This is a genomic window from Yersinia alsatica, assembly GCF_025133195.1.
GTDB classification, from domain to species: Bacteria; Pseudomonadota; Gammaproteobacteria; order Enterobacterales; family Enterobacteriaceae; genus Yersinia; species Yersinia alsatica.
Genome location: NZ_CP104006.1, coordinates 921,776 through 947,383, shown reverse-complemented (window position 1 = coordinate 947,383; position 25,608 = coordinate 921,776). Strand labels below are relative to the sequence as shown.

Below are 25,608 nucleotides of genomic sequence, written 5' to 3'. Positions count from 1 at the left end.
TATCGATAACTTTGATCGATAAACATTGCACCTTCGACACATACCACTGCAAAAAAGAGCAAATCGACACATTAGATCGCTAAAAGTCGTTTTTCCAAAATTAATGATTGCTTATTCCATAAGTCAAATTATAATCGATATTAAATACTTGCGATTGTAACGCCAGAAGCAGAAAAAGCTTAACAATAATACAATTAAACCTTGCTAATTCTTTGATTCCCCATGAGATAAGCAAGGTTTTTTTATATCAAAATAAACGTAAATCACTGAAATTAAACATAAAATAATTTTAATTTTAGCTTATTTTTTAAACTATAAAAAAATATCTTTCATTTACTAATTGAATCAAAAATAGTATTTATTAAGCATAAAACCCATGTCTAATTGTTAAATTTAACAAGCCGATTCTCATGGAGGGAATAAAGATCTAAGAAAACAATAAAAATAAATAAGAAGTCATTTCATTTGTTGTATGAATTATCTTTTTATTTGTAGGAAATATCCTACCACAATGTGTGAAATACAAACCCAGCATTGAGAATATAAGAAATAAAACATTTTCAAAATATACATCGCATGAGGAATTAAATAATGAAACCTAAGGATAAACGGAAAGAAGAAGTTTTAGGTATTTTGGCAGAGCATTGTAATGTCCTAAAGGAGCAGTTTACTGAAACTCTGCCGCCTGTTACCAGTTGGCCAAAAACCAGAGAACTTGCTGATAAAGCACAGTTGGATATTTATACGGCAAGGCTGGTATTAATGAAACTGGTCGATGAGGACCGGGCCAAAATGTCCGAAACTAAAGTTATGAATTCATTGCGTTGGTTTATTGCTCATCCAACGGAAAAATAAACATAGCCACTATTACTAGTGGTTATAAATCAAATGCCAAATAGTTAGTTAACTAGCTAGCGTGCAATGCTTCGTTCGAAGAAATAGTAACCATTTGAAAATTATGAAATTTCCATTTATAAAATACATTTTGCCCGAGCAAAGAATTAACCTTATTACCATGATGGTTATGGCCATAACATTTATCGCCATGATGCATTATGAAATCAATCGAGGTGGTTCAGGGCTTCATCTTCCCACCAATATCGTCATCTGGGCCATGATGGCACTGCTGACGATAGCCCTCTACTTGCCGCACAGTGAACAGAGTTATTCCGTAAATCCTTCGGGTAATCGGTGGTTACTGCTTGGGGCCATATTAGTGACACTTCCGGGGTTGTGGCCTGCCTCATTACAACACGTAGGTGCCTGGCTGCCTCGGATTCTCGGCTTGTGGGGGGGAATCATACTGCTGTTGGGGTTATTTCGCCTGAAGCTTAGTAGTGGTGCGCGGCAGGGCTGGTTGCTGCTGATACTGCTGTCGGCTTGGGGGCAAACAATACTGACCCTGTTGCAATGGTTTGTTGTTACCCCGGATAACTGGATGGAGTTCGATACTGCACAGCGCCCTTATGGGATCTTCCAGCAAACCAACGTGCTGGCCAGCTATCTGGCGACCGGCTACGCCATCGCAGCCTACCTATTTATGATCTCGGGCCGTCGGGCCATTCGTGGCATCAGTACCCTTACACTGCTGGTTTTCCCTGGCGTCTTACTGCTATTGCAATCGCGGATTGGCTGGCTCGGCGGAGTGACCACCTTAGTTTTACTTTCTGTCTATTACTGGCGTCAGCAGCAAATCATCAGGTTATGGCTATGCAGCTTACTGAGCTTGTTGGCGGCTTCCTACCTGCTAGAGATAAAGGGCAATTTTCTGGTATCAAAAGAGGGCAGCAATGCCGACCGCTGGCTAATACTGGAATATACCTGGCACATGATACAGCAGCGCCCTTGGCTAGGCTGGGGGATGGGCAGTTTCGAATCCGCCTTTGCCCAGACCTTGGCGCAGGCCGGGCTGGTACCCACTAACTATACTTACCCTTCTCACCCTCATAATGAAATTCTTTATGGTTGGGCAGAAGGCGGAGTCGTCGCACTGGTCGGCATGTTGCTATTGGCTATCGGGTATATAAGACCACTGCTGATTCAACCAAAGAATGTTTTCCCTCTCTGGGTGATCAGTTTGCCAATGGCCTTGCACTTGATGACTGAGTGGCCTCTTTATCAATCAGCGGGCCACTGGTTGGTGCTGATTTTACTCGGTCGGCTGATGGTACCAGAAAGCATGTTGGTCGCAGTGCCATCTGCGCCAGGCTTATGGCGACGCTGGTTGCATGGCGCGATTGTATTATCGGCATTATGCACCTTGCTATTTATGGTGACAGGTTTCAAAACTGGCCGGGTACTGACACTCACCGAAAGAAGCGGTTTAGTCGATATGCAGCCATTAGATAGCCTGATAAATCCTTATATCCAATGGGAAAGATATCAATACATACGCCATATCAATCTGTTACTGCAATTTAATAAAAACCCAGATCCGGCATTTCTCACGCAGTTCAGAGCATGGGCAGAGCAATACATCCAGCTACACAACGATCCGAATGTTTATCAAAGCCTTATCATGATTACCCAGTATCAGAATGATGTCGCGCAAGCCAACCAGTTACGCCAGACGGCTCAAGCCCTCTTCCCCGGTAACCCAATCTTTAAATAACACTCGCTAGATCCAGCGTAAACATTGTCAGCCCCTTAATCGAGGGGCTTTTTTCGTGACCAATAGACCGCTTAGAATTTTTACCTATGTCAGTTTTCGGGCTGCTAAGCTAGTATATCGGCTGGAAAAAGGACTTGATGAGCGGTAGCAAGATTCTGGTGTTAACCGTAAAATCATGTGATGCCAACGATAATAATAAAAATCACAACTAACTTTAAATTCAATGGATTATAGACAACAGCCGCATGAATAATACCGATAAACTCGACTCCCACACGCCGATGATGCAGCAGTATCTACGGCTCAAAGCCCAGCATCCTGACATTCTCCTGTTTTACCGGATGGGGGATTTTTATGAACTGTTCTACAGTGATGCCAAGCGGGCTTCACAGTTGCTGGATATCTCACTGACCAAGCGGGGGGCGTCAGCCGGTGAACCCATTCCTATGGCGGGTGTTCCCTATCATTCGATAGAAAACTATCTGGCGAAACTGGTTCAATTGGGTGAATCCGCAGCTATCTGCGAACAAATCGGCGATCCAGCCACCAGCAAAGGTCCGGTTGAGCGCAAAGTTGTGCGCATCGTTACCCCCGGCACCGTGAGTGATGAAGCTTTGCTGCAAGAGCGGCAGGATAATTTACTGGCTGCTATCTGGCAGGATGCGCGTGGATTTGGTTACGCAACCTTGGATATCAGCTCTGGGCGCTTTAGAGTAGCAGAGCCCGCCGACCTTGAAACCATGGCGGCCGAGCTACAACGAACCAACCCCGCAGAGTTACTTTACCCAGAAAACTTCGAACAAATGTCGTTGATCGAGCACCGACATGGTCTACGCCGCCGCCCATTATGGGAGTTTGAGCTGGAAACAGCCAAACAGCAGCTTAATTTGCAATTCGGCACCCGCGATTTAATCGGTTTTGGTGTTGAACAAGCGCAGCAAGCATTACGTGCTGCGGGCTGTCTGCTGCAATATGTTAAAGATACTCAGCGCACGTCCTTGCCCCATATTCGTGGTTTGACGATGGAGCGCCAGCAAGATGGCATTATTATGGATGCCGCGACCCGCCGTAATCTCGAACTGACGCTGAATCTGTCCGGGGGAACTGAGAATACACTGGCCGCAATCCTTGATTGCAGTGTGACCGCGATGGGCAGCCGCATGCTCAAGCGCTGGCTGCATATGCCAATCCGTGATATCAACATCCTCACCAACCGCCAGCAAGCGATTGGTGGTCTGCAAGATATTACTGCCGAACTGCAAGCGCCATTGCGTCAAGTGGGTGATTTAGAACGTATTCTAGCGCGCTTGGCACTGCGTACAGCCCGTCCAAGAGACTTGGCTCGCATGCGTCATGCTTTCCAACAGTTGCCGGAAATTCATCGTCTATTACAACCGGTGAATGTTCCCCACGTGCAAAACTTACTCTCGCAAGTTGGTCAGTTTGATGAATTACAAGACCTACTGGAACGCGCTATCGTTGAAGCGCCGCCAGTATTGGTGCGTGATGGCGGCGTCATTGCCCCAGGATATAATGCTGAGTTAGACGAGTGGCGAGCACTGGCCGATGGCGCAACTGACTATCTGGATCGACTGGAAATTCGTGAACGCGAAAAACTGGGGCTGGATACACTAAAAGTGGGTTTTAACGGTGTTCATGGCTATTACATTCAGGTCAGCCGTGGTCAGAGCCATCTGGTTCCTATCCATTATGTCCGCCGACAGACCTTGAAAAACGCGGAACGCTACATCATTCCTGAGCTAAAAGAGTATGAAGACAAAGTTCTGACCTCCAAAGGCAAAGCGCTGGCCATTGAAAAAGGGCTATACGAAGAGATTTTTGATCTGCTATTGCCACATTTATCCGAATTGCAAACCAGCGCCAATGCTCTGGCTGAATTGGATGTGCTAGCGAATCTGGCTGAAAGAGCTGAAACACTTAACTACAACTGCCCTGTTCTGAGTGATAAACCGGGGATCAAAATTACCGGTGGCCGCCATCCAGTGGTCGAGCAAGTGCTCAGTGAACCCTTTATTTCCAATCCACTGACCTTATCACCTCAGCGGCGAATGCTGATTATTACTGGCCCGAATATGGGCGGTAAAAGTACCTATATGCGCCAAACTGCATTAATTGTTTTGCTGGCACATATGGGGAGCTATGTTCCTGCGGACCAAGCAACCATTGGCCCGGTCGATCGCATCTTCACCCGCGTCGGTGCGGCGGACGATCTGGCCTCTGGCCGCTCTACCTTTATGGTGGAAATGACAGAAACCGCCAATATTCTGCACAATGCTACCGAACAGAGTCTGGTGTTAATGGATGAGATTGGCCGCGGGACATCGACTTATGATGGTTTGTCACTGGCCTGGGCCTGCGCTGAAAATCTGGCTAGCCGGATCAAAGCCATGACCCTGTTTGCCACACATTACTTTGAGCTGACTACCTTGCCGGAAAAAATGGAAGGGGTGGTCAATGTGCATCTTGATGCCATGGAACATGGTGAGACCATCGCCTTTATGCACAGTGTGCAAGATGGCGCGGCCAGTAAAAGTTATGGATTGGCGGTGGCAGCACTGGCTGGTGTGCCACGAGATGTGATTAAGCGGGCGCGGCAAAAATTGAAAGAGCTGGAGTCACTGTCAAACAATGCCGCCGCGAGTAAGATTGATGGCTCGCAAATGACCTTGCTCAATGAAGAAGTACCGCCGGCGGTCGAAGCCTTAGAAGCTCTAGACCCAGATTCACTGTCGCCGCGTCAAGCGCTAGAGTGGATTTATCGCCTGAAGAATATGGTGTAGTACAGTCTAAAATAGCCAGTCGCCGGTCAAAAGGTCAGTGACTGGCATAAAAAAACGGTGAACATCAGTTCACCGTTTTTGTGTTTTATCAACGACTTTTATTCGCGGAACAACGCTTCGATGCTCAGGCCCTGTCCTTGCAGAATTTCCCGCAAGCGACGTAAACCTTCAACCTGAATCTGGCGGACACGTTCACGTGTCAAACCAATCTCACGGCCAACATCTTCCAGTGTTGCTGCTTCATACCCTAACAGACCAAAACGACGAGCCAGAACTTCGCGCTGTTTGGCATTCAATTCAAACAGCCATTTCACGATACTTTGTTTCATATCGTCATCTTGCGTGGTGTCTTCTGGACCATTTTCGTTTTCGTCAGACAGAATATCTAACAAGGCTTTCTCTGAGTCGCCGCCTAAAGGTGTATCAACAGAAGTGATACGCTCGTTGAGGCGTAACATACGGCTCACATCATCAACCGGTTTGTCGAGTTGCTCGGCAATCTCTTCAGCGCTCGGTTCATGATCCAATTTATGAGAAAGTTCTCGTGCGGTACGCAAATAAACGTTTAATTCTTTAACGATATGGATAGGCAAACGGATAGTACGGGTTTGATTCATTATTGCCCGTTCAATTGTCTGACGTATCCACCAGGTAGCATAAGTGGAGAAACGGAAACCGCGTTCAGGGTCAAACTTTTCCACCGCCCGGATCAGGCCGAGGTTACCCTCTTCAATAAGATCCAGCAGCGCTAAGCCGCGATTACTATAACGGCGGGCAATCTTCACCACCAGCCGCAAGTTACTTTCAATCATACGTCGACGCGAGGGCACGTCTCCGCGTAATGCACGCCGGGCAAAATAAACCTCTTCTTCTGCGGTCAGCAGTGGCGAATAACCAATCTCACCAAGATAGAGCTGTGTCGCATCCAGCACTCGCTGAGTAACACCTTGCGCCAACAGCTCATCTTCTGCTAACTCACTTTCGGTAGGTTCATCTTCAACTAATGCTTTTTCGTCGAAAATTTCAGTTTCCGTACTGTTTTCGTCAAAATCAGCATCTTCCTGCAACTCGTTAACTTTCAGCGTATTTTGGCTCATATGCTGCTCCTACCCGTGAATCCGGCGAGCAGAATACAGCGTATTCTGCCCAATCTATCGCTGCGGAAGGTAACGCAGCGGGTTTACGGATTTCCCCTTGTAACGAATTTCAAAGTGCAATCTTACTGAACTGGTTCCGGTGCTACCCATGGTGGCTATTTTTTGACCCGCCTTCACTTCTTCTTGTTCCCGGACCAGCATTGTATCGTTGTGAGCGTAGGCGCTCAGGTAATCATCATTGTGTTTGATGATAATAAGATTACCGTAACCACGCAGTGCATTCCCGGCATACACAACTCGCCCATTTGCTGTAGCGAAAATTGGTTGACCACGAGAACCGGCGATATCAATCCCTTTATTGCCCCCTTCGGAAGCAGAGAAGCTATCGATCGTTTTGCCTTCAGTTGGCCATTTCCAGCTACTCACTGGACCACCATTGCTGGTAGGGTCACTGATGACACTGCTAGGTGCAGTAACAGGGGCGGTCGTTGCGGCAACTGCTCCTGCTGCTGGTAACATTTTACCAACATTCTGTTTACCCGAGTTTTCAGAATACGCGCTAGTTGATGGAGAATCAACCATTGTAGTTGTGTTCTGAATATTTGCTGGCGGTTTTGTCATTCCGCCTGATGTGGCATCAGTTGCAGCCAACATCCCACCGCTAGAACCATTACCAAGTTGAATGGATTGCCCCACATTCAGACTGTATGGCTCAGCAATATTGTTCTTTGCCGCGAGATCTCGGAAGTCATTTCCAGTTATCCAGGCAATATAAAACAGCGTGTCACCGCGTTTAACGGTATAGGTATTGCCGCTGTAACTTCCTTTGGGAATATTGTCGTAGCTACGGTTATAAACTATGCGCTCACCTGAACTATTGGTGTTAGAGCCGCCTAGCATGGCACCTGAACGATCACCACCGACACTGCTGATTGGCGCTGAGGTCGTATTATCATTGCTACAACCCACCAACCATAAACTCATAACCGTACATGCCGCTACTCGGCGTAATGTAATCATTGGGCTTCCCGTGCTCATGCTTCCCCCATGACAGCAATAATAAGCGATATAACCAAAATACCTTTTACACTGTAGTTATCAGTGGTCGATAGTTAAAGTGCTCAGCTGACGATAATCAACAACGTCAGTCTGATGGTCACTACGCCACTCATTTTTCGAGTCTTAAAAGGTTCCACAGTGTGAGCCACATCTATGCAAGCCCAAACTGAAGAGACAAAATGCACAAGCGCGCATGCTATCAATACCGCGCCTGCCACACCATAAAATTTATGTTACTGATTTTCGTCCGATATTTAGCACAAAAATTGTGCTAGGGACGTAGTAAAAGACTAAAGCTGAAATAAGAATATTTTATTTAAGCCAACTCCCCTTTTACCAAAGGAACAAAACGCACCGCTTCTACCGTCTCAATCTGGAATTCATTGTTACGACGCTGCACGCATTTTAATGTTTGAGCTTGCTCCCCCACCGGCAGGACTAATATCCCTCCCTCATCCAATTGCTCAAGTAAGGCATTGGGTATTTCTGGCGGAGCGGCTGTCACAATGATCGCATCAAATGGCCCGCGTGATGCCCAACCTAGCCAGCCATCACCGTGGCGGGTTGAGACATTATGCAGATCAAGCTGTTTCAGGCGACGTTTTGCCTGCCACTGTAACCCTTTGATTCGTTCAACTGAACATACATGTTCGACTAAATGCGCCAAAATAGCGGTCTGATAACCCGAACCGGTACCGATCTCTAATACTCGCGAAGTGGGTGTCAATTGCAACAACTCCGTCATACGCGCCACCATATAAGGCTGAGAAATAGTTTGCCCTGAACCTATAGGAAGGGCTGTATTCTCATAGGCCTTATGGGATAACGCCTCATCAACAAAACGCTCGCGCGGCACGGCTTCGATCGCCTGTAACAAGCGCTCGTCTGCAATGCCCTGCTGACGTAACTGCATCAACAATGTTTGCATGCGTTTATTTACCATTCCCCGTCAACCTCGGTATTTACTAGCGTCATGTCGGTTAACCAATCTTCAACCACCGGTTGTGCCGCATAAGCGGTTAAATCAACCTGCAATGGCGTGATAGCAACATAACCTTGCTCAACTGCTGCAAAATCAGTGTCCTCCGCCACATCAAACTTTTCCCCCGGTGGTCCAATCCAATAGAGATTTTGCCCACGTGGGTCTTGTTGACAAAATACCTGCTCTGCCGGATGGCGGCTACCACAACGTGTTACCCGAATCCCTTTAATTTCAGATAAGGGTAAGTCAGGTACATTAATATTCAGTATTTTACCGGTACGCAACGGTTTATGTTGTAACGCGCGCAATATCCGGCAAGTGACAGCGGCCGCTGTCGCATAGTGCTGATGGCCATTGAGCGAGACCGCCAGTGCCGGGAACCCCAGATGCCGCCCTTCCATCGCCGCCGCCACCGTACCCGAGTAGATAACATCATCCCCCAGATTCGGGCCCGCATTGATGCCAGAAACCACAATATCAGGGCGGGGACGCATGAGCGCATTGACCCCAAGATAGACACAGTCAGTCGGCGTACCTTGCTGCACCGCAATGTCACCATTGGATAACGTCGTGATGCGCAAAGCGCTATCTAACGTCAAAGCATTAGAGGAACCGCTGCGATTACGGTCCGGAGCCACAATCTGTACGTGGGCAAATTCTCGCAATGCTGATGCCAGTGTTTGGATGCCTGGCGCAGTGATACCGTCGTCGTTACTCAGCAATATCCGCAGCATCGGCATTGTCCTGATTCATAATTTCGCGCACCACACTGGTGGCAAAACTGCCAGCGGGCAGCCAGAAGCTGAGTTCCAAAGTGACCTCATCCCACCAATTCCACGCCATATTCTGTGGTTTCAGCAAGATAGCCCGGCGAGCTCCTTCCACACGCTCGCGCTTAATTAATGCTAATAGTTCGGTTTGCTCCGCCAGGCATGCCTGCTCGAAAGCCAATGCTTCGCCCTGGGTACCCAGTTCGCCATCACCCGGCAATGGCGCAGTAACATTCAATTCACCCGCATCAACTCGTTGCTGTAAGGTGGTCAGTTCTTCAGCTTCAGCCACAAACCAACTGCCGCGCCCCGAGAGCTGCAATGCATCACCTGCCAGCACTGTTGTCGCCTGCTGCTGTGCCAAACGGCAACTGCTAATCAGGTTGAACATGGCACTGCGACTAGCAGACAAATAAAAGCTGCGTTTACTGCGCTCTTTTACGCGAATTTCATTATTGGCCCATAACCGAGCCTGCACCAGATTATTGCCGCCACGACCAAATCGCTGGCTACCAAAGTAGTTAGGCACACCCTGCGCGGCTATCTGCTGCAATCGCTGTTCTACATCCTGATTATCGGTAATATGGCGCAGTACCAAGGTGAAGGCATTCCCCTTCAATGAACCGATGCGCAGTTTTCTTTTCTGGCGCACTGATTCTAATACTTCACAACCTTCCAGCTCAAAAGTGGACAAATCTGGCGCTTCTTTGCCCGGTAAGTGCAAGCAGAACCATTGTTCAGTGACGGCATGGCGATCTTTCAAGCCCGCATAGCTCACCAAACGTGGGTGAATCTTGGCAAAACGCGCCAGATAATCAGCAACAAACTGGGTATTGCAGCCATTTTTGCGGATGCGCACCAATAAATGCTCGCCTTCACCGTCAGGTTCAAATCCCAGGTCTTCGACCACCACAAAGTCTTCCGGATTGGCTTTTAAAATGCCACTTGCTTTGGGTTTGCCGTGCAACCAGGTTAGATTTTCCATGTCCATCATTTATGCCTTAACCAATAACTATTTTTTAAGCGACTACTGGGCTTTAACCAACAGGGCTACCGCTTCACAGGCAATACCTTCACCACGCCCAGTAAAGCCAAGCTGTTCAGTGGTCGTGGCTTTGACGTTGATATCGTCCATATGACATTGTAGGTCTTCCGCCAAATGAACGCGCATTTGCGGGATATGAGGGGCCATTTTAGGGGCTTGGGCAATAATCGTAATATCCAGATTCCCCAATTGGTAGCCTTTCGTCAAGATACGGCGATAAGCTTCACGCAATAGCGCGCGGCTGTCTGCGCCTTTAAACGCCGGGTCAGTGTCGGGGAATAACTTTCCGATATCGCCCAAAGCAGCGGCACCCAGTAATGCGTCGGTCGCGGCATGCAATGCGACATCACCATCAGAGTGTGCCAGCAGGCCCTTTTCATAAGGGATGCGCACGCCACCAATAATTAGCGGGCCTTCGCCGCCAAACTTATGAACATCGAAACCATGGCCAATTCGCATTAATTGCACTCCAATTATTGGGGATTTTGTCGTTGAGTTAAATAAAACTCTGCCAGCGCCAGATCTTCCGGGCGCGTCACCTTGATATTATCCGAACGGCCCGAAACCAGTATCGGATGATAGCCGCAATGTTCTAATGCTGAAGCCTCATCGGTGACCACCGCACCATCTTGCAGGGCGCGGGATAAGCACATTTTTAATAACTCAAGTGGGAAAAGTTGCGGTGTCAGGGCATGCCACAGTGCCTGGCGGTCCACGGTATGCGCGATGGCTTGAACCCCAGCTTCACTCCGCTTCATGGTGTCGCGAACCGGTGCCGCCAGAATTCCGCCGACCTTGCTGTGCTCGATAATCGACAACAATCTTTCAAGATCATCAGCATGCAAACAGGGACGCGCCGCATCATGCACCAGTGCCCACTCGGCACGCCCGGCATATTGCAAACCCGCCATGACAGAATCGGCTCGCTGCTCACCACCGTGAACCACACTGATGCGCGGATCACGAGCAATAGATAATGTAGAGAATTGCTGATCCTGTGGATGAATCACCACGATAACCCGCTGAATTCTTGGGTGATTCAGTAAAGAGAAAATGGCATGTTCAATGATTGTCTTGCCGCCAGCAATTAAATACTGTTTTGGGCAATCAGCCTGCATGCGGCTACCAATACCCGCCGCCGGTAATATGGCGACGACTTCAGGAAGGGAAACTGCGAAATTACTCATTATTTATTGTTGTGCGTTATTTTGCGTCGAAGGGATACTCGCATTGCGTCCGGATTGGTCAGGAACCAGACGATAGAAACTTTCGCCGGGTTTAATCATACCCAGTTCGTTACGTGCGCGTTCTTCGATCGCCTCTTGACCACCGTTTAAATCATCAATTTCAGCAAATAGCTGGTCATTTCGGGCTTTAAGTTTGCCGTTATTGACCTCTTGAAGGGCAACGTCATCCTTAACCCGAACAAAATCATGAACACCATTCTTGCCCAGCCACAATGAATACTGTAGCCAGCCAAGTAAAATCAGCAATAGTAGTGTAAGTTTTCCCATTCCCGCCCCCTGAAAAACTGCCTAATCATCCCACAACTTTTCGTCGGACTCCACTCTGTGACGGAAATAGGCCACAAGGCTCAGATTAAGGACGATTTCCGGCAAAAATACCACGCAAATCTACAAAATGTCATTAAATGCTAATTTTCAGCACAGTTTCACCCCGCCATTCTCGGTGAATTAATCATGCAGCGATAAACACTGGCAAAGTTGGTTTTGCCGTTAGCTTATGCCTACCAACAAAAGAAATGTGAATATTTAATGTCGCCATAAATAAATAATCCCCATCACGGTTGAGTTTACATTTATAAAAGTTTATTTTTATGCACTCAAACTGCATAAATAAAAAATCGTACTTTCACTCATCTTTGCCTTTTAACCGGGAGATTCACATGTTTAAACGTTTAATGCTGGTCGGGACATGCCTGGCAGCCCTGTTGTCTGCAAGCAGCGCGATGGCTGCTGAACCGACTTATGTGGTTGGTTCCGGTGGTACCTACCGCCCATTCGAGTATGAAAATAGCCAAAAACAGCTGGAAGGCTTTGATATCGATATCATTAAAGCTATCGGTAAAGCAGAAGGTTTCCAGGTCAAACTAGTGAATACACCGTGGGAAGGCATTTTTGCCACCTTGGGTTCAGGTGATCGTGACATCATTATTTCTGGCATCACTATTACCGACAAACGTAAGCAAATGGTTGATTTCTCTGACCCTTATTTCCCGGCAGAACAAACCATCGTGGTGCCTAAAGATTCTAAAGTGGACTCCATTGCCGCATTGAAAAACCTGAATGTTGGCGTGGTGAACTCCAGCACCGGCGATATCGTGGTATCTGATGTTTTGGGCAAAAATAGCACCGCAATCAAACGCTTTGATAATACGCCGCTGATGCTGCAAGAGTTATATGAAGATGGCATTGCAGCTGCGGTCGGTGATGTGGGTGTGGCCAAGTTCTACCTGAAAACTCATCCCGAAAAAGCCTTCCAACTGGTATCTGATGACAAGTTTGAGCGCCAATATTTTGGTATTGCGGTCGCGAAAGGTAATGAAGAATTACGTAATAAAATCAACAGCGGTTTACAGAAAATAGTGGCTGACGGCACCTATGCCAAAATCTACGAAAAATGGTTTGATGCACAGGTACCCACTTTGCCTGCGGCAACTCAGCCCGCAAAATAATTTTTTATTACCCCTTTTTAGAGCCAAAGTTGTTGGCGTTACCGTCCGCTGGTGAATAACCGCTGTAACGCCAATGATGAAGGTTTTTGGATTGTCTTATGTCAGGATTTCGTTGGGAAATCATCGAGGAATACGCGCCACTGTTTATGGACGGCGCCTGGATGACGATAAAGTGCACCATTATCTGCGTGATTCTGGGAACCACCTGGGGCTTAACTCTGGGGCTGGGGCGGTTGGCACAGGCACCTCATGGTATCTGGAAGCCAGTATTGTATTACTTTGTTCAATGGCCAGTGCGTATCTATATCAGTGCCATTCGGGGAACGCCGCTCTTTGTGCAGATTATGGTGGTGCATTTCGCGTTAGTGCCACTGTTTATCAATCCACGAGATGGCATTCTGGTCACCAATGGCATTATGTCCTCTGATTTTGCCCGAATGCTGCGCTCCGATTACGGCGCATTTTTATCTTGTATCGTGGCTATCACATTGAATGCCGGGGCATATGTCTCCGAGATTTTCCGTGCCGGTATCCAGTCCATTGATCGTGGTCAGATGGAAGCATCGCGCTCACTGGGCATGAGCTACGGCAAAACTATGCGTAAGGTTATCCTGCCGCAAGCTTTCCGCCGCATGTTGCCGCCATTGGGTAACAATGCCATTGCCATCGTGAAAGATTCATCACTGGCATCTGCCATTGGGCTGGCCGATTTAGCCTATGCGACTTATTGGGAACCCTACCTAGCCATTTCACTGGTTTATTGGGTTATTACGTTCTTGCTTTCGCTGTTAGTGCGGCATATGGAAAAGAGGTTCGGTAAAAGTGATTCACGTACATAACCTGCAAAAACAATTTGGCGAAACCCATGTGTTACGCGGCATTTCCTGCGAAATTCAGCCGAAAGAAGTGGTTTGCATTATTGGTCCGTCAGGCTCGGGCAAAAGCACTTTTTTGCGCTGCATTAATGCACTGGAGACTTTGTCCGGGGGGGAGATAACGGTGAATGGTTTTGAGATTCATAATCCCAAAACAGATCTTAACCGCATGCGCGAAAGTGTCGGCATGGTATTCCAACGGTTTAATCTGTTCCCCCATATGACGGTGCTGGAAAACCTGATTATGGCACCCATGGACGTCAAAAAGCTGCCGCGTGCACAGGCTATAGAACGGGCTGAGTTATTGCTGCGTAAAGTCGGATTACTGGACAAGATTGATGCTTATCCTAGTAGCCTGTCCGGTGGACAACAGCAGCGAGTCGCCATTGCCAGAGCCTTGGCGATGGAGCCGAAAATCATGCTGTTTGATGAACCAACCTCGGCCCTTGACCCAGAACTGGTGGGCGAAGTGCTAGCGGTGATGAAAGCATTAGCATTGGAAGGGATGACCATGGTGGTCGTCACCCATGAAATGGGCTTTGCCCGCGATGTTGCCGACCGGGTACTGTTTATTGATCAAGGGGTGATTCAGGAAGAGGGTCAACCGGAAGAGATTTTTACCGCGCCAAGCAACCCGCGCACTCAAGCCTTCCTCAGCAAAGTGCTTTCAGCACAAAGTTAACCCTCATCTTTCACGTTACAGGGTTGTTGGCTGCCATTATTACTCGGCCCATCCACGGGCCTCGCTTCTGCGAGGCCGCTGCAAGCAGCATTCAAATCTGTTGCTGCCTACCTGTATCTTGAGATCGATGAAGGTTGTTACAAATTGACCTTATTCAAAACTGAAACGGGCGGTTATCGGGCTAATCCCAGACCGCCCGCTAAACTCGCGCTCACCAGCCGGTGAGAAATGAAAACAGCATCCAGAATAAGCACACCACCGCAATCCCAGTGCCACCGACGGTAACCAGCAAATTACCGCGCGATAGCATGCTCAGCGTGATGCCTATTAGCACCGAGACCGGCATTAAAGCCAAAAAGAACGGCCAAGTATAGAGTAAGAAGAAAACGGTATTGGGGCCGTAGACAAAAAATGGGATCGCAAACGCCAGCCAATAGAAAACGAAACCCGTGACGCCACCGAGAAAGGAGTATGACGGCTCCTCCCTTTCCCGCTGTTCGTCGATAATAATCTGGGTAATATTCTGCATAGAAATCCCGTGGGCACAGTTTACCGGCACGCTCTGAGGTCGTTTTGCCGGGCAGGACATGTAGCCAAAAAGTACATTTAGAGTTTGATAATAGCTCTACCACGGAGTACGTCTAACAATTGTTCAATCAAATTTGTTACTAATTGTTCACCCTGCAAATGCGTATCGGGATGCTCAGGAAATTCATAAACAGAGTCGATACCGGTAAAGTTTTTCAGCTCACCGGCGCGGGCTTTCTTATAGAGTCCTTTCGGGTCGCGGGCTTCGCAAATCGCCAGCGGCGTATCCACGAATACCTCGATAAACTGGCCCGATGCCAGCATATCTCGCACCATTTGGCGCTCAGCCCGATGAGGAGAAATGAAGGCGGTCAGCACCACCAGACCGGCATCAACCATCAATTTAGCCACTTCGCCGACCCGACGGATATTCTCGCGCCGGTCAGCATCAGAAAAACCCAAGTCGCGACATAAACCATGGCGAACATTGTCACCATCGAGTAAGTAAGTACTGACACCGCGGGCAAACAGCGCCTGTTCCAGTGCGCCGGCCAAGGTCGATTTACCGGAGCCCGATAAACCGGTAAACCACAACACGACGCCCTGATGCCCATGCTGTTGTTCACGGTCTTCTCGGGTCACGGCATGGGGATGCCAGACAATATTCTCATCCGCAGGCACGCTATTTCCCCCCTAATAAATCACGCGCACCCCAGTGTGGGAAGTGGCGGCGAACCAATGCATTCAGCTCGAGTTCAAATGCACTGAATTCAGTTGTTTCTTGGTAAACCGACTCTAGCGTCTCACGGATCAAACCTGCGCCGACGGTGACATTACTCAAGCGATCAATAAAGATCATGCCGCCGGTATCCCGATTACGTTGATAACTGTCCAGCAGCAGCGGCTCATCAAACGCCAGTTCAACCAAACCAATGCCGTTCAAGGGCAGGCTTTCAACCACCCGCTGAGTCAGTGAGTTGATCTCAACTTGATATTGGATATTTTCAACTCGAGCGCGGGTCTTTTTCCCGGCGACTTTAATGTCATAACTTTGCCCCACCACCAATGGTTGTTCGGCCATCCATACCACATCCACCAGCGCATTTTGGGCGGCTTTGAGCATCTCACTGGCATCAACCAGTAGGTCGCCACGGCTGATATCCACCTCATCGGTCAGCACCAGCGTAATCGCCTCGCCGGGAACGGCTTGGGTTAAATCGCCATCGAAAGTCACGATTCGCGCCACGGTTGATTCCACACCAGAGGGCAATACTTTGACTTTTTGCCCCACCCGGACAATACCGGCAGACAAGGTGCCAGCATAACCGCGGAAATCCAGATTTGGCCGGTTAACATACTGCACCGGGAAACGCAGTGGCTGCTGACGACTGGCATTCACCACATCAACACTTTCCAATACTTCAAGCAGTGTCGGCCCGGGGTACCAATTCATTTTCTCACTTGGCGAGGCCACATTGTCGCCATCCAGCGCAGACAGCGGTACAAATTTAATATTGAGATCTGTCGGTAACTGCTCGGCAAAACTCAGGTAATCTTCTTTGAACTGCTCGAAGACATTTTCCTGATAATCCACCAAGTCCATCTTGTTCACTGCCACCACTAAGTGGCGAATACCCAGTAACGTGGCGATAAAACTGTGGCGACGAGTTTGGTCCAATACCCCTTTGCGGGCATCGATCAACAAAATAGCCAAGTCACAAGTAGAAGCACCGGTGGCCATATTGCGGGTGTATTGCTCATGCCCCGGAGTATCGGCGATGATAAATTTACGTTTTTCAGTCGAGAAATAACGATAGGCTACATCAATGGTAATGCCCTGTTCGCGTTCGGCCTGCAAGCCATCCACCAGCAATGCCAAATCCAGCTTCTCACCCTGAGTCCCCATCCGCTTGCTGTCAGTGTGTAGCGTAGTCAACTGATCTTCGTAGATTTGGCGGGTATCGTGCAACAAACGGCCAATCAAGGTACTTTTACCGTCATCCACACTGCCGCAGGTCAGAAAACGCAGCATCGTTTTATGCTGCTGTGCGTGCAGGTAAGCTTCCACCCCGCCTTCATTAGCAATCTGCTGGGCAATAGACGTGTTTTGTAAAATCATCGACCTGCTCTCTGAAGCTGACTGACGTTCTAAAGCAGATTGGTCTGGAAATTTTGTGCTCATCGGGCGCTCCTCAGAAATATCCCTGACGCTTTTTAAGCTCCATCGAGCCGGATTGATCGCGGTCGATCATTCGACCCTGACGTTCGCTGGTGGTCGAGATAAGCATCTCTTCGATAATGGCGGGCAAGGTTTCAGCCTCGGACTCAACCGCGCCGGTCAGCGGCCAGCAGCCGAGAGTACGGAAACGCACCATTTTCTGAGTAATCACTTCACCCGGCTGTAGATCGATTCGATCGTCATCCACCATCAGCAACATACCGTCACGCTCGACCACTGGGCGCGGCTTCGCCAAATACAACGGCACAATGTCGATTTTTTCCAAGAAGATATATTGCCAGATATCCAGCTCTGTCCAGTTGGACAGCGGGAAGACACGAATACTTTCGCCTTTGTTAATCTGGCCGTTGTAGTTATGCCACAGTTCCGGGCGCTGATTTTTTGGGTCCCAACGATGGAAGCGGTCGCGGAACGAATAAATACGTTCTTTGGCGCGGGATTTCTCCTCATCACGCCGCGCGCCACCAAAAGCCGCATCAAAACCATACTTATTCAGTGCTTGCTTGAGGCCTTCGGTTTTCATGATATCGGTATGTTTGGCACTGCCGTGAACAAAGGGATTAATCCCCATGGCAACGCCTTCCGGGTTACGGTGCACCAGCAATTCACAACCAAAAGCTTTTGCCGTGCGGTCACGGAATTCGTACATTTCACGGAATTTCCAGCCAGTATCCACATGCAATAATGGGAAAGGTAAATTACCGGGGAAAAATGCTTTGCGCGCCAAATGCAGCATCACAGAAGAGTCTTTGCCGATGGAATAGAGCATCACCGGGTTGCCGAATTCGGCGGCCACTTCACGGATGATATGGATACTCTCCGCCTCCAATTGCCGCAAATGAGTGAGTCGTTTTTCGTCCATAACAGATCCTTTATGCCAAATTCACGACTGATGGGCTAAGCGCCTGTTCAGTCTGCGGTTGTTGCCCAAACCAGGCAATTTGGTGATGTAAATCCACCACTTCACCGATCACCAGCAGTGCTGGAGTAGGTGCCTGATGTGCGAGTGACTCAAGCTGAGCCAGTGTGCCAGTCAGCACTTGCTGGTCAGCACGCGTGCCCCGGCCAATCACGGCGACTGGCGTGGTGCTGGCTCGGCCATGGGTTATCAATTGTCGGCTGATTTCAGCCGCTTTCACCGTGCCCATGTAGATAGCCAATGTCTGACGGCCACGGGCCAGTGCCTGCCAATCCAAATCATCGCCATCAGAGCGGCAATGCCCGGTAATAAATGTCACACTTTGCGCATGATCACGGTGAGTCAAAGGAATACCGGCATAGGCCGTCGCCCCCGCAGCCGCCGTCACCCCCGGCACCACCTGAAAAGGAATGCCCGCGCGCGCCACAACTTGTAACTCTTCGCCGCCACGACCAAAGATAAAAGGATCGCCGCCTTTTAGCCGCACCACTCGTTTGCCACGCTGTGCTAATGTGACCAGCAATTGGTTGGTTTCTTCCTGAGCTACCGAGTGCGCGCCAGCCCGTTTACCGACACAAATACGTTCGGCGTCGCGCCGCACCAGATCCAAAACTTCCGGGCTGACTAAATGGTCATACAGCACTACATCAGCTTGTTGAATAACTTGCAGGCCGCGTAAGGTCAGCAAACCCGGATCTCCCGGCCCCGCCCCCACTAACGCAACTTCGCCTTGAGTGCTGCCCTGCCCCTCCAGCGCTAATTGCAGTTCTTCTTCTGCCTGTGCTACCTGACCACGACTGATTAAGTTGGCAAACCGGCCACTGAAGGCATTTTCCCAAAAACGTCGGCGCGCCCCCATTGATGAAATCTGCTGTTTGACTCGCCCACGCCAGCGTCCGGCCACTGCCGCCATATCGCTCAGACTGCTGGGCAACAAAGCTTCCAGCTTCTCGCGCAGTAAACGTGCCAAAACCGGAGCCTGACCCGCAGAGGAAATCGCCACCACCAGTGGCGAACGATCAACAATCGACGGGAAGATAAACGAACAGCGCGGTTGGTCATCAACCACATTAGCTAAAATATGTCGTTCATCAGCCGCAGCGAAAACCGCAGCATTGAGTTCGGTGTCGTTAGTCGCAGCAATCACCAGAAATACCTCATCCAACTGTTCAGGCAAGAAATCCAATGCCAGCCAGTGAATGCGGCCATCTTGGTACTGCTGCTCAAGTTCAGATGAAAGAGTCTGTGCCACTACCCGCACCCGTGCGCCAGCGCGGTGGAGTAAGTCAATTTTTCGCGCAGCAACTTCACCACCGCCAACGACCAATACTGGGCGTCGTTTCAAGTCGGCAAATAGAGGTAGATAGTCCACAACACCCTTCGATTACATAATAAAGCGTAGGGTGACTATAGGGGGGGGTTATGGCCTTATGAAATGACGAAAAGTAATTACAAGTTCCATAATGATATATAAGAGTGATAGTCAGGCTTGCGGCGATGTTAGCCAGCTATCACTGTGAGTTATTTTCTTATTTGCTCACATAAATATCTGCAGTTTAGGAGCCATACAGATTGTCTATTGGGCCTGACGCTTCCATACTAACTGCGTTATCCATACCAGCGACTTTAACAAGGATATTTCGGTATGTTTTCCCGCCGTTGCCTAAAGTGGGCACTATTTACTCTGAGTTTCAGTACCGTCCTGCCACTCCAGGCGGCGACCACACCCGCTACCGGCCAAATTGCTGAACAGCAAATTCGCCATATTAGTACTTACTTCCCAGGCCGTATGGCAGGTAGTCCGGCCGAACTGCTTGCTGCTGAATATATTAATCATCGTTTTCAGCAGATGGGTTACCAGAGTGATTTACGCGGTTTTAATACTCGCTATCTCTATACCAGTAAAAATGGTAAACAGAGCTGGCGAAATGTCAGTGCCACATCAGTGATTGCGGCTCGCAACGCCTCAATTGAGAAGCCTGATACCCAGCAGCAGATAATCATCATGGCGCATTTTGATACTTACACGCCGCAAAGTGATAAAGATTTAGATAAAAACCTTGGTGGACTGACACTGCAAGGCGTTGATGACAATGCCGCGGGTGTCGGTGTGATGCTAGAACTGGCGGAGCGCCTTAAAGCGGCACCGTTGCGCTATGATTTGCGTTTTGTGGCACTCAGCGCCGAAGAAATTGGTGCGCAAGGTACCGAGAACTACCTGCAGCGCATGAGCCAGGCTGAGAAAGCTAACACCTTGTTGGTGATTAATTTAGATAGCCTGATTACCGGCGATCGCCTCTATTTTAATGCCAGTAACCAGCCCGCAGCTATTGCAGCAAGGGACCAGGCTCTAGCATTGGCGCGGCGTTATGGCATCACTGCCAGCACGGTAAAAAATCAAGTAACCTCACTCTGTCAGGCAGAAAAAAATGTATTTGATACTGCGGGGATACCGCTGTTATCTGTCGAGGCCAGCAACACTAAATTGAGTAATAAAGAGAGCCTGGGTAATAACGATGGTTGCCAGCAACGGGCTATCAGTAAGCATTTTCCCCAGGGGATTACCCGCCACCAAAGCCAACTGGATAACTTAAATTATCTGGATAAGTTTTTGCCCGGCCGTATCACTAAACGTAGCCATGACAGTGTCAAAGTCTTGCTGCCGCTGATACAAGAATTGGCGGTCGCTAAAAAATAATGTTCACCTTGCGAGGCATTGCGCAAAGCGAATAAAAATTCAATAAATTCAATGAACTCGCCCGAGAGCGAATGGCTCGCTAATGGCTACAAAAAAGGGCGCTCTCTGCGCCCTGACGGTTTCTTTTGCTGTCACTCAGCCTTCATGCAAACCGCATTCACGTTTCAGGCCAAAGAAGCGCGTCTCTTCTTCATTCATGCCCGGTTCCCATTTACGGGTGGTATGAGTATCCCCGACAGAGAGATAGCCCTGCTCCCACAACGGGTGATAACTCAGGTCATTTTGTTTCAAATACTGGTAAACCTGCCGGTTATCCCAATCAATGATGGGAAGAACCTTAAAGACACCGCGCGCAATAGCCAGAACCGGCAGTTGTGAACGGCTGCCCGATTGCTCACGGCGCAAACCCGCGAACCATGTTTGGGCGCCTAACGTCTCCAGCGCTCGGTTCATCGGCTCAACTTTGTTCAGGTCATTATAACGTTCAATGCCCTCAACCCCCTGTTCCCACAACTTGCCGTAACGGGCCTCCTGCCAGGCAGGGCTTTGCTGTGCGCGAAACACCTGCAAATTAAGCTTAAGCTTCTCGGTTAAATCATCAATAAACTGATAAGTTTCAGGGAACAGATAGCCGGTATCCGTCAAAATTACCGGAATATCAGGCTGTTGGCGGGTAACCAGATGCAAACAAACTGCTGCCTGAATACCAAAACTGGAAGAGAGCACGAACTCGCCGGGCAAGTTTTCCAGCGCCCAACTGACACGTTCTTGGGCGGTTAAATGCTCCAGTTGCCCGTTAACCACCGCCAATGCCGCTGCTTGTTCCGCCTTCGGCAAGGCTTTAAGTTCGCTCAAATTAAATTGGCTCACACCGCCTCCTGAACATCATAAAAGTCGCGGGCAGAATCAATCACCGGGGCAATAACACCAACACGAATCACAAAGTCGCCGAAACCTTCATCTGACAAACGCTCTTTAGCCCAGCGCCCGACCAATTGATCAGTGATCGCCAGAATTTCATCTTCGGTGATATTTTCACGATACATCCGCGGTATCCGTGTTCCTTCGCGGTTGCCCCCCAGATGCAGGTTATAGCGCCCGACAGCTTTGCCCACCAGCCCGACTTCTGCCAGCAAAGCGCGGCCACAGCCATTCGGACAGCCGGTCACCCGCAGGACGATATGCTCATCAGCAATACCATGCTGCTGCAAAATCCCCTCGACCCGAGTCACAAACTCCGGCAGAAAACGTTCGGCTTCAGCCATTGCCAGTGGGCAGGTGGGGAATGAAACACATGCCATCGAATTTTCACGTTGTGGGCTGACACTGTCATCCATCAAACCATGCTCACGGGCCAGAGCCTCAATACGGGCTTTATCTTTTTCCGGCACTCCCGCCACAATCAGATTCTGATTAGCTGTCAAACGGAAATCGCCCTGATGAATTTTAGCAATGGCCGCCACGCCGCTTTTCAGGCTACGCCCCGGATAATCCAGCAGACGACCATTTTCGATAAATAGGGTTAGATGCCATTTTTTATCAATCCCCTTCACCCAGCCGATACGATCACCGCGGCCAGTAAATTGATAGGGTTTTATTGCAGCAAAACTTACACCAGCGCGCTTTTCAACTTCAGCTTTAAAGGTATCAACGCCGACACGCTCCAGCGTATATTTGGTTTTGGCATTTTTACGGTCGGTACGGTTGCCCCAATCACGTTGAGTCGTCACCACCGCCTCTGCGATAGCCAATGTATGTTGCAGTGGAATGTAACCGAATTCACTGGCTTTGCGTGGGTAAGTATTCTTATCACCATGAGCAATGGATAACCCACCACCTACCAGCACGTTAAACCCGACCAACTTGCCTTTCTCCGCGACAGCAACAAAGTTGAGGTCATTGGCATGAAGATCCACATCATTTTGCGGCGGAATGACCACCGTGGTTTTAAATTTGCGCGGTAAATAGGTGGCACCGAGAATGGGTTCTTCGTCGGTGGTTGCTACTTTCTCTGCATCCAACCAGATTTCAGCATAAGCACGGGTTCGTGGCAGCAAATGCTCAGAAATTTTCTTCGCCCACTCATAGGCTTCTTGATGCAGCACCGATTCCACCGGATTCGAGGTACATAGCACGTTACGGTTAACATCGTTTGCCGTTGCCAGTGCATCCAAACCTAATTGATTAAGCAGTTGGTGAGCCGGTTTCACATTCCCTTTCAGAATGCCGTGGAACTGGAATGTCTGGCGGTTGGTGATACGGATGCTGCCATACAAAGTATTATCCGCAGCAAACTTATCAATACCCAACCACTGCTGTGGGGTGATTATCCCGCCGGGCAAGCGGCAGCGCAGCATCATGGCATGGCGCGGTTCCAGCTTCTGCTCAGTACGTTCAGCGCGGATATCACGATCATCTTGCTGATACATGCCATGGAAACGAATCAACAGGAAATTATCGCCGTTGAAACCACCGGTCAGCCCATCATTTAAATCTTCAGCAATCGTCCCACGCAGGAAATTGCTTTGTGACTTCATGCGCTCGCCATCGGACAGTTTTCCTGTCACGACCAGTGGCCCTGGGTGTTTTTCATTCATCAGTACACATCCCGCTGATAACGGCGCGCCAGGCGCAGCTCACTTAAATATTCATCAGCCTGCTCGGCATCCATTGCACCGTGCAGAGCCACCACGTCCAGTAAAACCTGCTCGACATCTTTAGCCATGCGATTTGCATCGCCACAGACGTAAATATGGGCGCCTTGTTGGATCCAGCTCCACAGTTCTGCGCTTTGTTCACGCAGTTTATCTTGTACGTATATTTTATCGGCTTGATCCCGTGACCAAGCCAGATCAATGCGGGTCAGCAAGCCATCTTTAACATAGCGTTGCCATTCAACCTGATAGAGAAAATCTTCGGTGAAATGCGGGTTACCAAAGAGTAGCCAATTTTTGCCGGTGGCTCCCTCGGCTTCACGCTGCTGCATAAAAGCGCGGAATGGCGCGATGCCCGTACCGGGGCCAATCATTATCACTGGCGTCTCTGGGTTAGCCGGTAAACGGAAGTTATCGTTATGTTCGATAAAGATGCGGATATCGCCATCCACTTCCAGCCGGTCAGCCAAATACCCGGAAGCACCACCAGTGCGTGGGCGGCCCTCAATGTCGTAACGCACCACACCGACGGTGATATGTACTTCATTTTCCGTCTCGGCTTGTGATGAGGCGATGGAGTAAAGCCGCGGGGTCAATGGCCGCAATAGCGCCACCAGTTGATCAGCATTCAGGTCAGAAGGAGCCTGACGGACCATATCGACAATCGGCGTATTTTTCGCATAGTGTTGTAGTGCCGCTCTATCTGCCAGCAATGCTATCAGTTTCTCATCACGGGAGAGCGCGGCATATTTATCGACAATCACCGTGGTATTTTGTGTTAGCTCAAGGTGGCTGTGCAGTGCTTGTGACAAGGGCATATTCTGCCCATCGATACTGACCAACTCGTCGCCTTTGAGCCACAATAACGCCAGCAGCTCATCCACCAGTGCCGGAGAGTTATCAAACCAGACTCCCAGCGCATCACCCGGTTGGTAGCGCAGCCCAGAGTCACTTAAATCAATTTCAATATGGCGCACATCTTTCTCTGAGTTACGGCCGGTGATTTTTTGCTGTACCGACAGCAGCGCAGTCAGCGGCGCGGCCTTGCTGTACGGGCTGGAGGTAATTTCATCAACCACACCACTTTGGGTGATGGCTGCTGCCGCTGTTGATTGGACTGGCGCTCTGGCTTGCAGCGCAGCAACTACCCGTTGCCGCCATTGCTGTGCTGACTCTTGATATTCCACATCAGCATCGACGCGATCCAATAGCCGCTCGGCCCCCAATTCAGCTAGCTTGTTGTCAAAATCTTTACCTGCCTGACAGAAATGCTCATATGAGGTATCCCCCAAACCAAATACCGCAAAGGCGGTCTCTGGCAATTTCGGGGCTTTTTTAGACAAAAGAAACTTATGCAGTGCCACAGCCTCTTCCGCAGGCTCGCCCTCCCCTTGGGTGGACGCGACGATGATTAATAAGCGCTCTTGTGCTATTTGTTTAAACTTATAATCACCGGCATTGACCAAATTGACATTAAGTTTGGTCGCCAGAAGGTCATCGCGTAGCTGTTCAGCTAAACGCCGCGCATTGCCGGTTTGGGAGGCGGAAATTAGGGTAATAGTGAGTGCCGCAGGGGCTGCCACCGCAGGAGCAACCACTGCGCCGGGCTGTTGGTTAACCATGCCCCAGAAGTAGCCAGATAACCAGGCCATTTGAGTTGGGGAGAACTCGCCAACCGCAGCCTGTAAGCGGGCTAACTGCTCCGGCGATAGCGGGAGTATAGAAGTAGGAGGAGCCTGAGTCGTCATTGCGGTACGAATTCCCTATGCTTTCGCCACCCTTCGTCCTTGGCGCTACAGGGGTGCTAGCTGTAACGCCAATTACTTTGAGTATAGCTTTTAGTGCGATTAATTGAGGCTCGAATGACTTACGCCAAAGATACTTTGTTTGTAAGGTTAACCATCTCGATAATAACAATTAAAGAAGCGATAGAAATAATAAATAACCAAAACG

The 25,608-nt window shown here is 49.3% G+C and carries 23 protein-coding genes; 7 read left to right on the top strand and 16 right to left on the bottom strand.

All coding sequences use genetic code 11. The features are described 5' to 3' along the window. Nucleotides 1–591: 591 nt before the first annotated feature. From N0H69_RS04120 to mutS, 3 genes are all read left to right on the top strand, one after another. The gene (locus N0H69_RS04120) at nucleotides 592–855 is read left to right on the top strand and encodes a faeA-like family protein (RefSeq protein WP_050106472.1); all 264 of its coding nucleotides are present in this window, start codon (nucleotides 592–594) and stop codon (nucleotides 853–855) included. Between the two features lie 169 nt (nucleotides 856–1,024). Then, nucleotides 1,025–2,611 carry a PglL family O-oligosaccharyltransferase gene (locus tag N0H69_RS04115; protein WP_301280482.1) on the top strand — a complete coding sequence of 529 codons (1,587 nt, stop codon included), beginning with the start codon at nucleotides 1,025–1,027 and terminating at the stop codon, nucleotides 2,609–2,611. Nucleotides 2,612–2,856: 245 nt separating this feature from the next. Then, nucleotides 2,857–5,412: a DNA mismatch repair protein MutS gene (gene mutS / locus N0H69_RS04110; RefSeq protein WP_050150268.1), complete on the top strand. Its 2,556-nt coding sequence runs from the start codon at nucleotides 2,857–2,859 to the stop codon at nucleotides 5,410–5,412. 98 nt (nucleotides 5,413–5,510) lie between these two features. On the opposite strand, the gene rpoS is transcribed toward mutS, so the two are convergent. The 8 genes from rpoS to ftsB all read right to left on the bottom strand — a co-directional run bounded on the left by rpoS (nucleotide 5,511) and on the right by ftsB (nucleotide 11,879). Beyond that, nucleotides 5,511–6,509: an RNA polymerase sigma factor RpoS gene (gene rpoS, locus N0H69_RS04105; protein ID WP_050106475.1), complete on the bottom strand. Its 999-nt coding sequence runs from the start codon at nucleotides 6,507–6,509 to the stop codon at nucleotides 5,511–5,513. A 54-nt stretch (nucleotides 6,510–6,563) separates the two neighbouring features. Then, complete coding sequence (nlpD, locus tag N0H69_RS04100; RefSeq protein ID WP_050150271.1) at nucleotides 6,564–7,529, bottom strand: murein hydrolase activator NlpD; 966 nt, start codon at nucleotides 7,527–7,529, stop codon at nucleotides 6,564–6,566. A 355-nt stretch (nucleotides 7,530–7,884) separates the two neighbouring features. Beyond that, nucleotides 7,885–8,511, bottom strand: a complete 627-nt coding sequence (locus tag N0H69_RS04095) for a protein-L-isoaspartate(D-aspartate) O-methyltransferase (protein WP_050106477.1) — start codon at nucleotides 8,509–8,511, stop codon at nucleotides 7,885–7,887. After that, nucleotides 8,505–9,284, bottom strand: coding sequence for a 5'/3'-nucleotidase SurE (gene surE, locus N0H69_RS04090; RefSeq protein WP_050150274.1), 780 nt, complete (start codon nucleotides 9,282–9,284; stop codon nucleotides 8,505–8,507). The genes N0H69_RS04095 and surE overlap by 7 nt, the downstream gene beginning before the upstream one ends. Further along, complete coding sequence (truD, locus tag N0H69_RS04085) at nucleotides 9,262–10,311, bottom strand: tRNA pseudouridine(13) synthase TruD (protein ID WP_050106479.1); 1,050 nt, start codon at nucleotides 10,309–10,311, stop codon at nucleotides 9,262–9,264. Before truD ends, surE begins: the two co-directional genes overlap by 23 nt. A 36-nt stretch (nucleotides 10,312–10,347) precedes the next feature. Beyond that, entirely contained in the window at nucleotides 10,348–10,824 is a 477-nt protein-coding gene (ispF, locus tag N0H69_RS04080) for a 2-C-methyl-D-erythritol 2,4-cyclodiphosphate synthase (RefSeq protein ID WP_050150277.1), read from the bottom strand. Between the two features lie 14 nt (nucleotides 10,825–10,838). Further along, complete coding sequence (gene ispD, locus N0H69_RS04075) at nucleotides 10,839–11,552, bottom strand: 2-C-methyl-D-erythritol 4-phosphate cytidylyltransferase (protein ID WP_050106481.1); 714 nt, start codon at nucleotides 11,550–11,552, stop codon at nucleotides 10,839–10,841. A 3-nt stretch (nucleotides 11,553–11,555) separates the two neighbouring features. Then, complete coding sequence (gene ftsB, locus N0H69_RS04070; RefSeq protein WP_050106482.1) at nucleotides 11,556–11,879, bottom strand: cell division protein FtsB; 324 nt, start codon at nucleotides 11,877–11,879, stop codon at nucleotides 11,556–11,558. A gap of 392 nt (nucleotides 11,880–12,271) precedes the next feature. On the opposite strand from ftsB, the gene N0H69_RS04065 reads away from it, so the two are divergent. The 3 genes from N0H69_RS04065 (at nucleotide 12,272) to N0H69_RS04055 (ending at nucleotide 14,617) form a co-directional block, all read left to right on the top strand. Next, complete coding sequence (locus N0H69_RS04065; protein ID WP_050145620.1) at nucleotides 12,272–13,060, top strand: basic amino acid ABC transporter substrate-binding protein; 789 nt, start codon at nucleotides 12,272–12,274, stop codon at nucleotides 13,058–13,060. Between the two features lie 98 nt (nucleotides 13,061–13,158). After that, nucleotides 13,159–13,899, top strand: coding sequence for an amino acid ABC transporter permease (locus N0H69_RS04060; RefSeq protein WP_151419927.1), 741 nt, complete (start codon nucleotides 13,159–13,161; stop codon nucleotides 13,897–13,899). Further along, nucleotides 13,883–14,617, top strand: coding sequence for an amino acid ABC transporter ATP-binding protein (locus N0H69_RS04055; protein ID WP_050106485.1), 735 nt, complete (start codon nucleotides 13,883–13,885; stop codon nucleotides 14,615–14,617). Before N0H69_RS04060 ends, N0H69_RS04055 begins: the two co-directional genes overlap by 17 nt. A gap of 211 nt (nucleotides 14,618–14,828) precedes the next feature. Here the strand turns inward: N0H69_RS04055 and N0H69_RS04050 are convergent, their stop codons facing one another. The 5 genes from N0H69_RS04050 to cysG all read right to left on the bottom strand — a co-directional run bounded on the left by N0H69_RS04050 (nucleotide 14,829) and on the right by cysG (nucleotide 19,675). After that, nucleotides 14,829–15,146 (bottom strand): DUF3561 family protein, encoded by a 318-nt coding sequence (locus tag N0H69_RS04050; protein WP_050106486.1) that lies wholly within the window; start codon nucleotides 15,144–15,146, stop codon nucleotides 14,829–14,831. Nucleotides 15,147–15,223: 77 nt separating this feature from the next. Further along, nucleotides 15,224–15,826: an adenylyl-sulfate kinase gene (gene cysC / locus N0H69_RS04045; RefSeq protein WP_050106487.1), complete on the bottom strand. Its 603-nt coding sequence runs from the start codon at nucleotides 15,824–15,826 to the stop codon at nucleotides 15,224–15,226. Nucleotide 15,827: 1 nt separating this feature from the next. Further along, on the bottom strand, nucleotides 15,828–17,327 hold the full coding sequence (cysN, locus tag N0H69_RS04040; RefSeq protein WP_172665402.1) for a sulfate adenylyltransferase subunit CysN: 1,500 nt from the start codon (nucleotides 17,325–17,327) through the stop codon (nucleotides 15,828–15,830). 10 nt (nucleotides 17,328–17,337) lie between these two features. Continuing rightward, nucleotides 17,338–18,246 (bottom strand): sulfate adenylyltransferase subunit CysD, encoded by a 909-nt coding sequence (cysD, locus tag N0H69_RS04035; RefSeq protein WP_004706274.1) that lies wholly within the window; start codon nucleotides 18,244–18,246, stop codon nucleotides 17,338–17,340. 10 nt (nucleotides 18,247–18,256) lie between these two features. Continuing rightward, on the bottom strand, nucleotides 18,257–19,675 hold the full coding sequence (cysG, locus tag N0H69_RS04030) for a siroheme synthase CysG (RefSeq protein WP_050150280.1): 1,419 nt from the start codon (nucleotides 19,673–19,675) through the stop codon (nucleotides 18,257–18,259). A gap of 273 nt (nucleotides 19,676–19,948) precedes the next feature. Between cysG and N0H69_RS04025 the strand changes: the two genes are divergently transcribed. Further along, nucleotides 19,949–21,001, top strand: a complete 1,053-nt coding sequence (locus N0H69_RS04025; RefSeq protein ID WP_050121501.1) for an aminopeptidase — start codon at nucleotides 19,949–19,951, stop codon at nucleotides 20,999–21,001. A 135-nt stretch (nucleotides 21,002–21,136) separates the two neighbouring features. On the opposite strand, the gene N0H69_RS04020 is transcribed toward N0H69_RS04025, so the two are convergent. Genes N0H69_RS04020 through cysJ form a run of 3 tightly spaced genes read right to left on the bottom strand, consistent with a single transcriptional unit; the run spans nucleotide 21,137 to nucleotide 25,403 of the window. Continuing rightward, the gene (locus N0H69_RS04020; protein ID WP_050106490.1) at nucleotides 21,137–21,871 is read right to left on the bottom strand and encodes a phosphoadenylyl-sulfate reductase; all 735 of its coding nucleotides are present in this window, start codon (nucleotides 21,869–21,871) and stop codon (nucleotides 21,137–21,139) included. Beyond that, nucleotides 21,868–23,598 carry an assimilatory sulfite reductase (NADPH) hemoprotein subunit gene (gene cysI, locus N0H69_RS04015; RefSeq protein ID WP_050133183.1) on the bottom strand — a complete coding sequence of 577 codons (1,731 nt, stop codon included), beginning with the start codon at nucleotides 23,596–23,598 and terminating at the stop codon, nucleotides 21,868–21,870. Before cysI ends, N0H69_RS04020 begins: the two co-directional genes overlap by 4 nt. After that, entirely contained in the window at nucleotides 23,598–25,403 is a 1,806-nt protein-coding gene (gene cysJ / locus N0H69_RS04010; protein WP_050150283.1) for an NADPH-dependent assimilatory sulfite reductase flavoprotein subunit, read from the bottom strand. Before cysJ ends, cysI begins: the two co-directional genes overlap by 1 nt. Nucleotides 25,404–25,608: the final 205 nt, after the last annotated feature.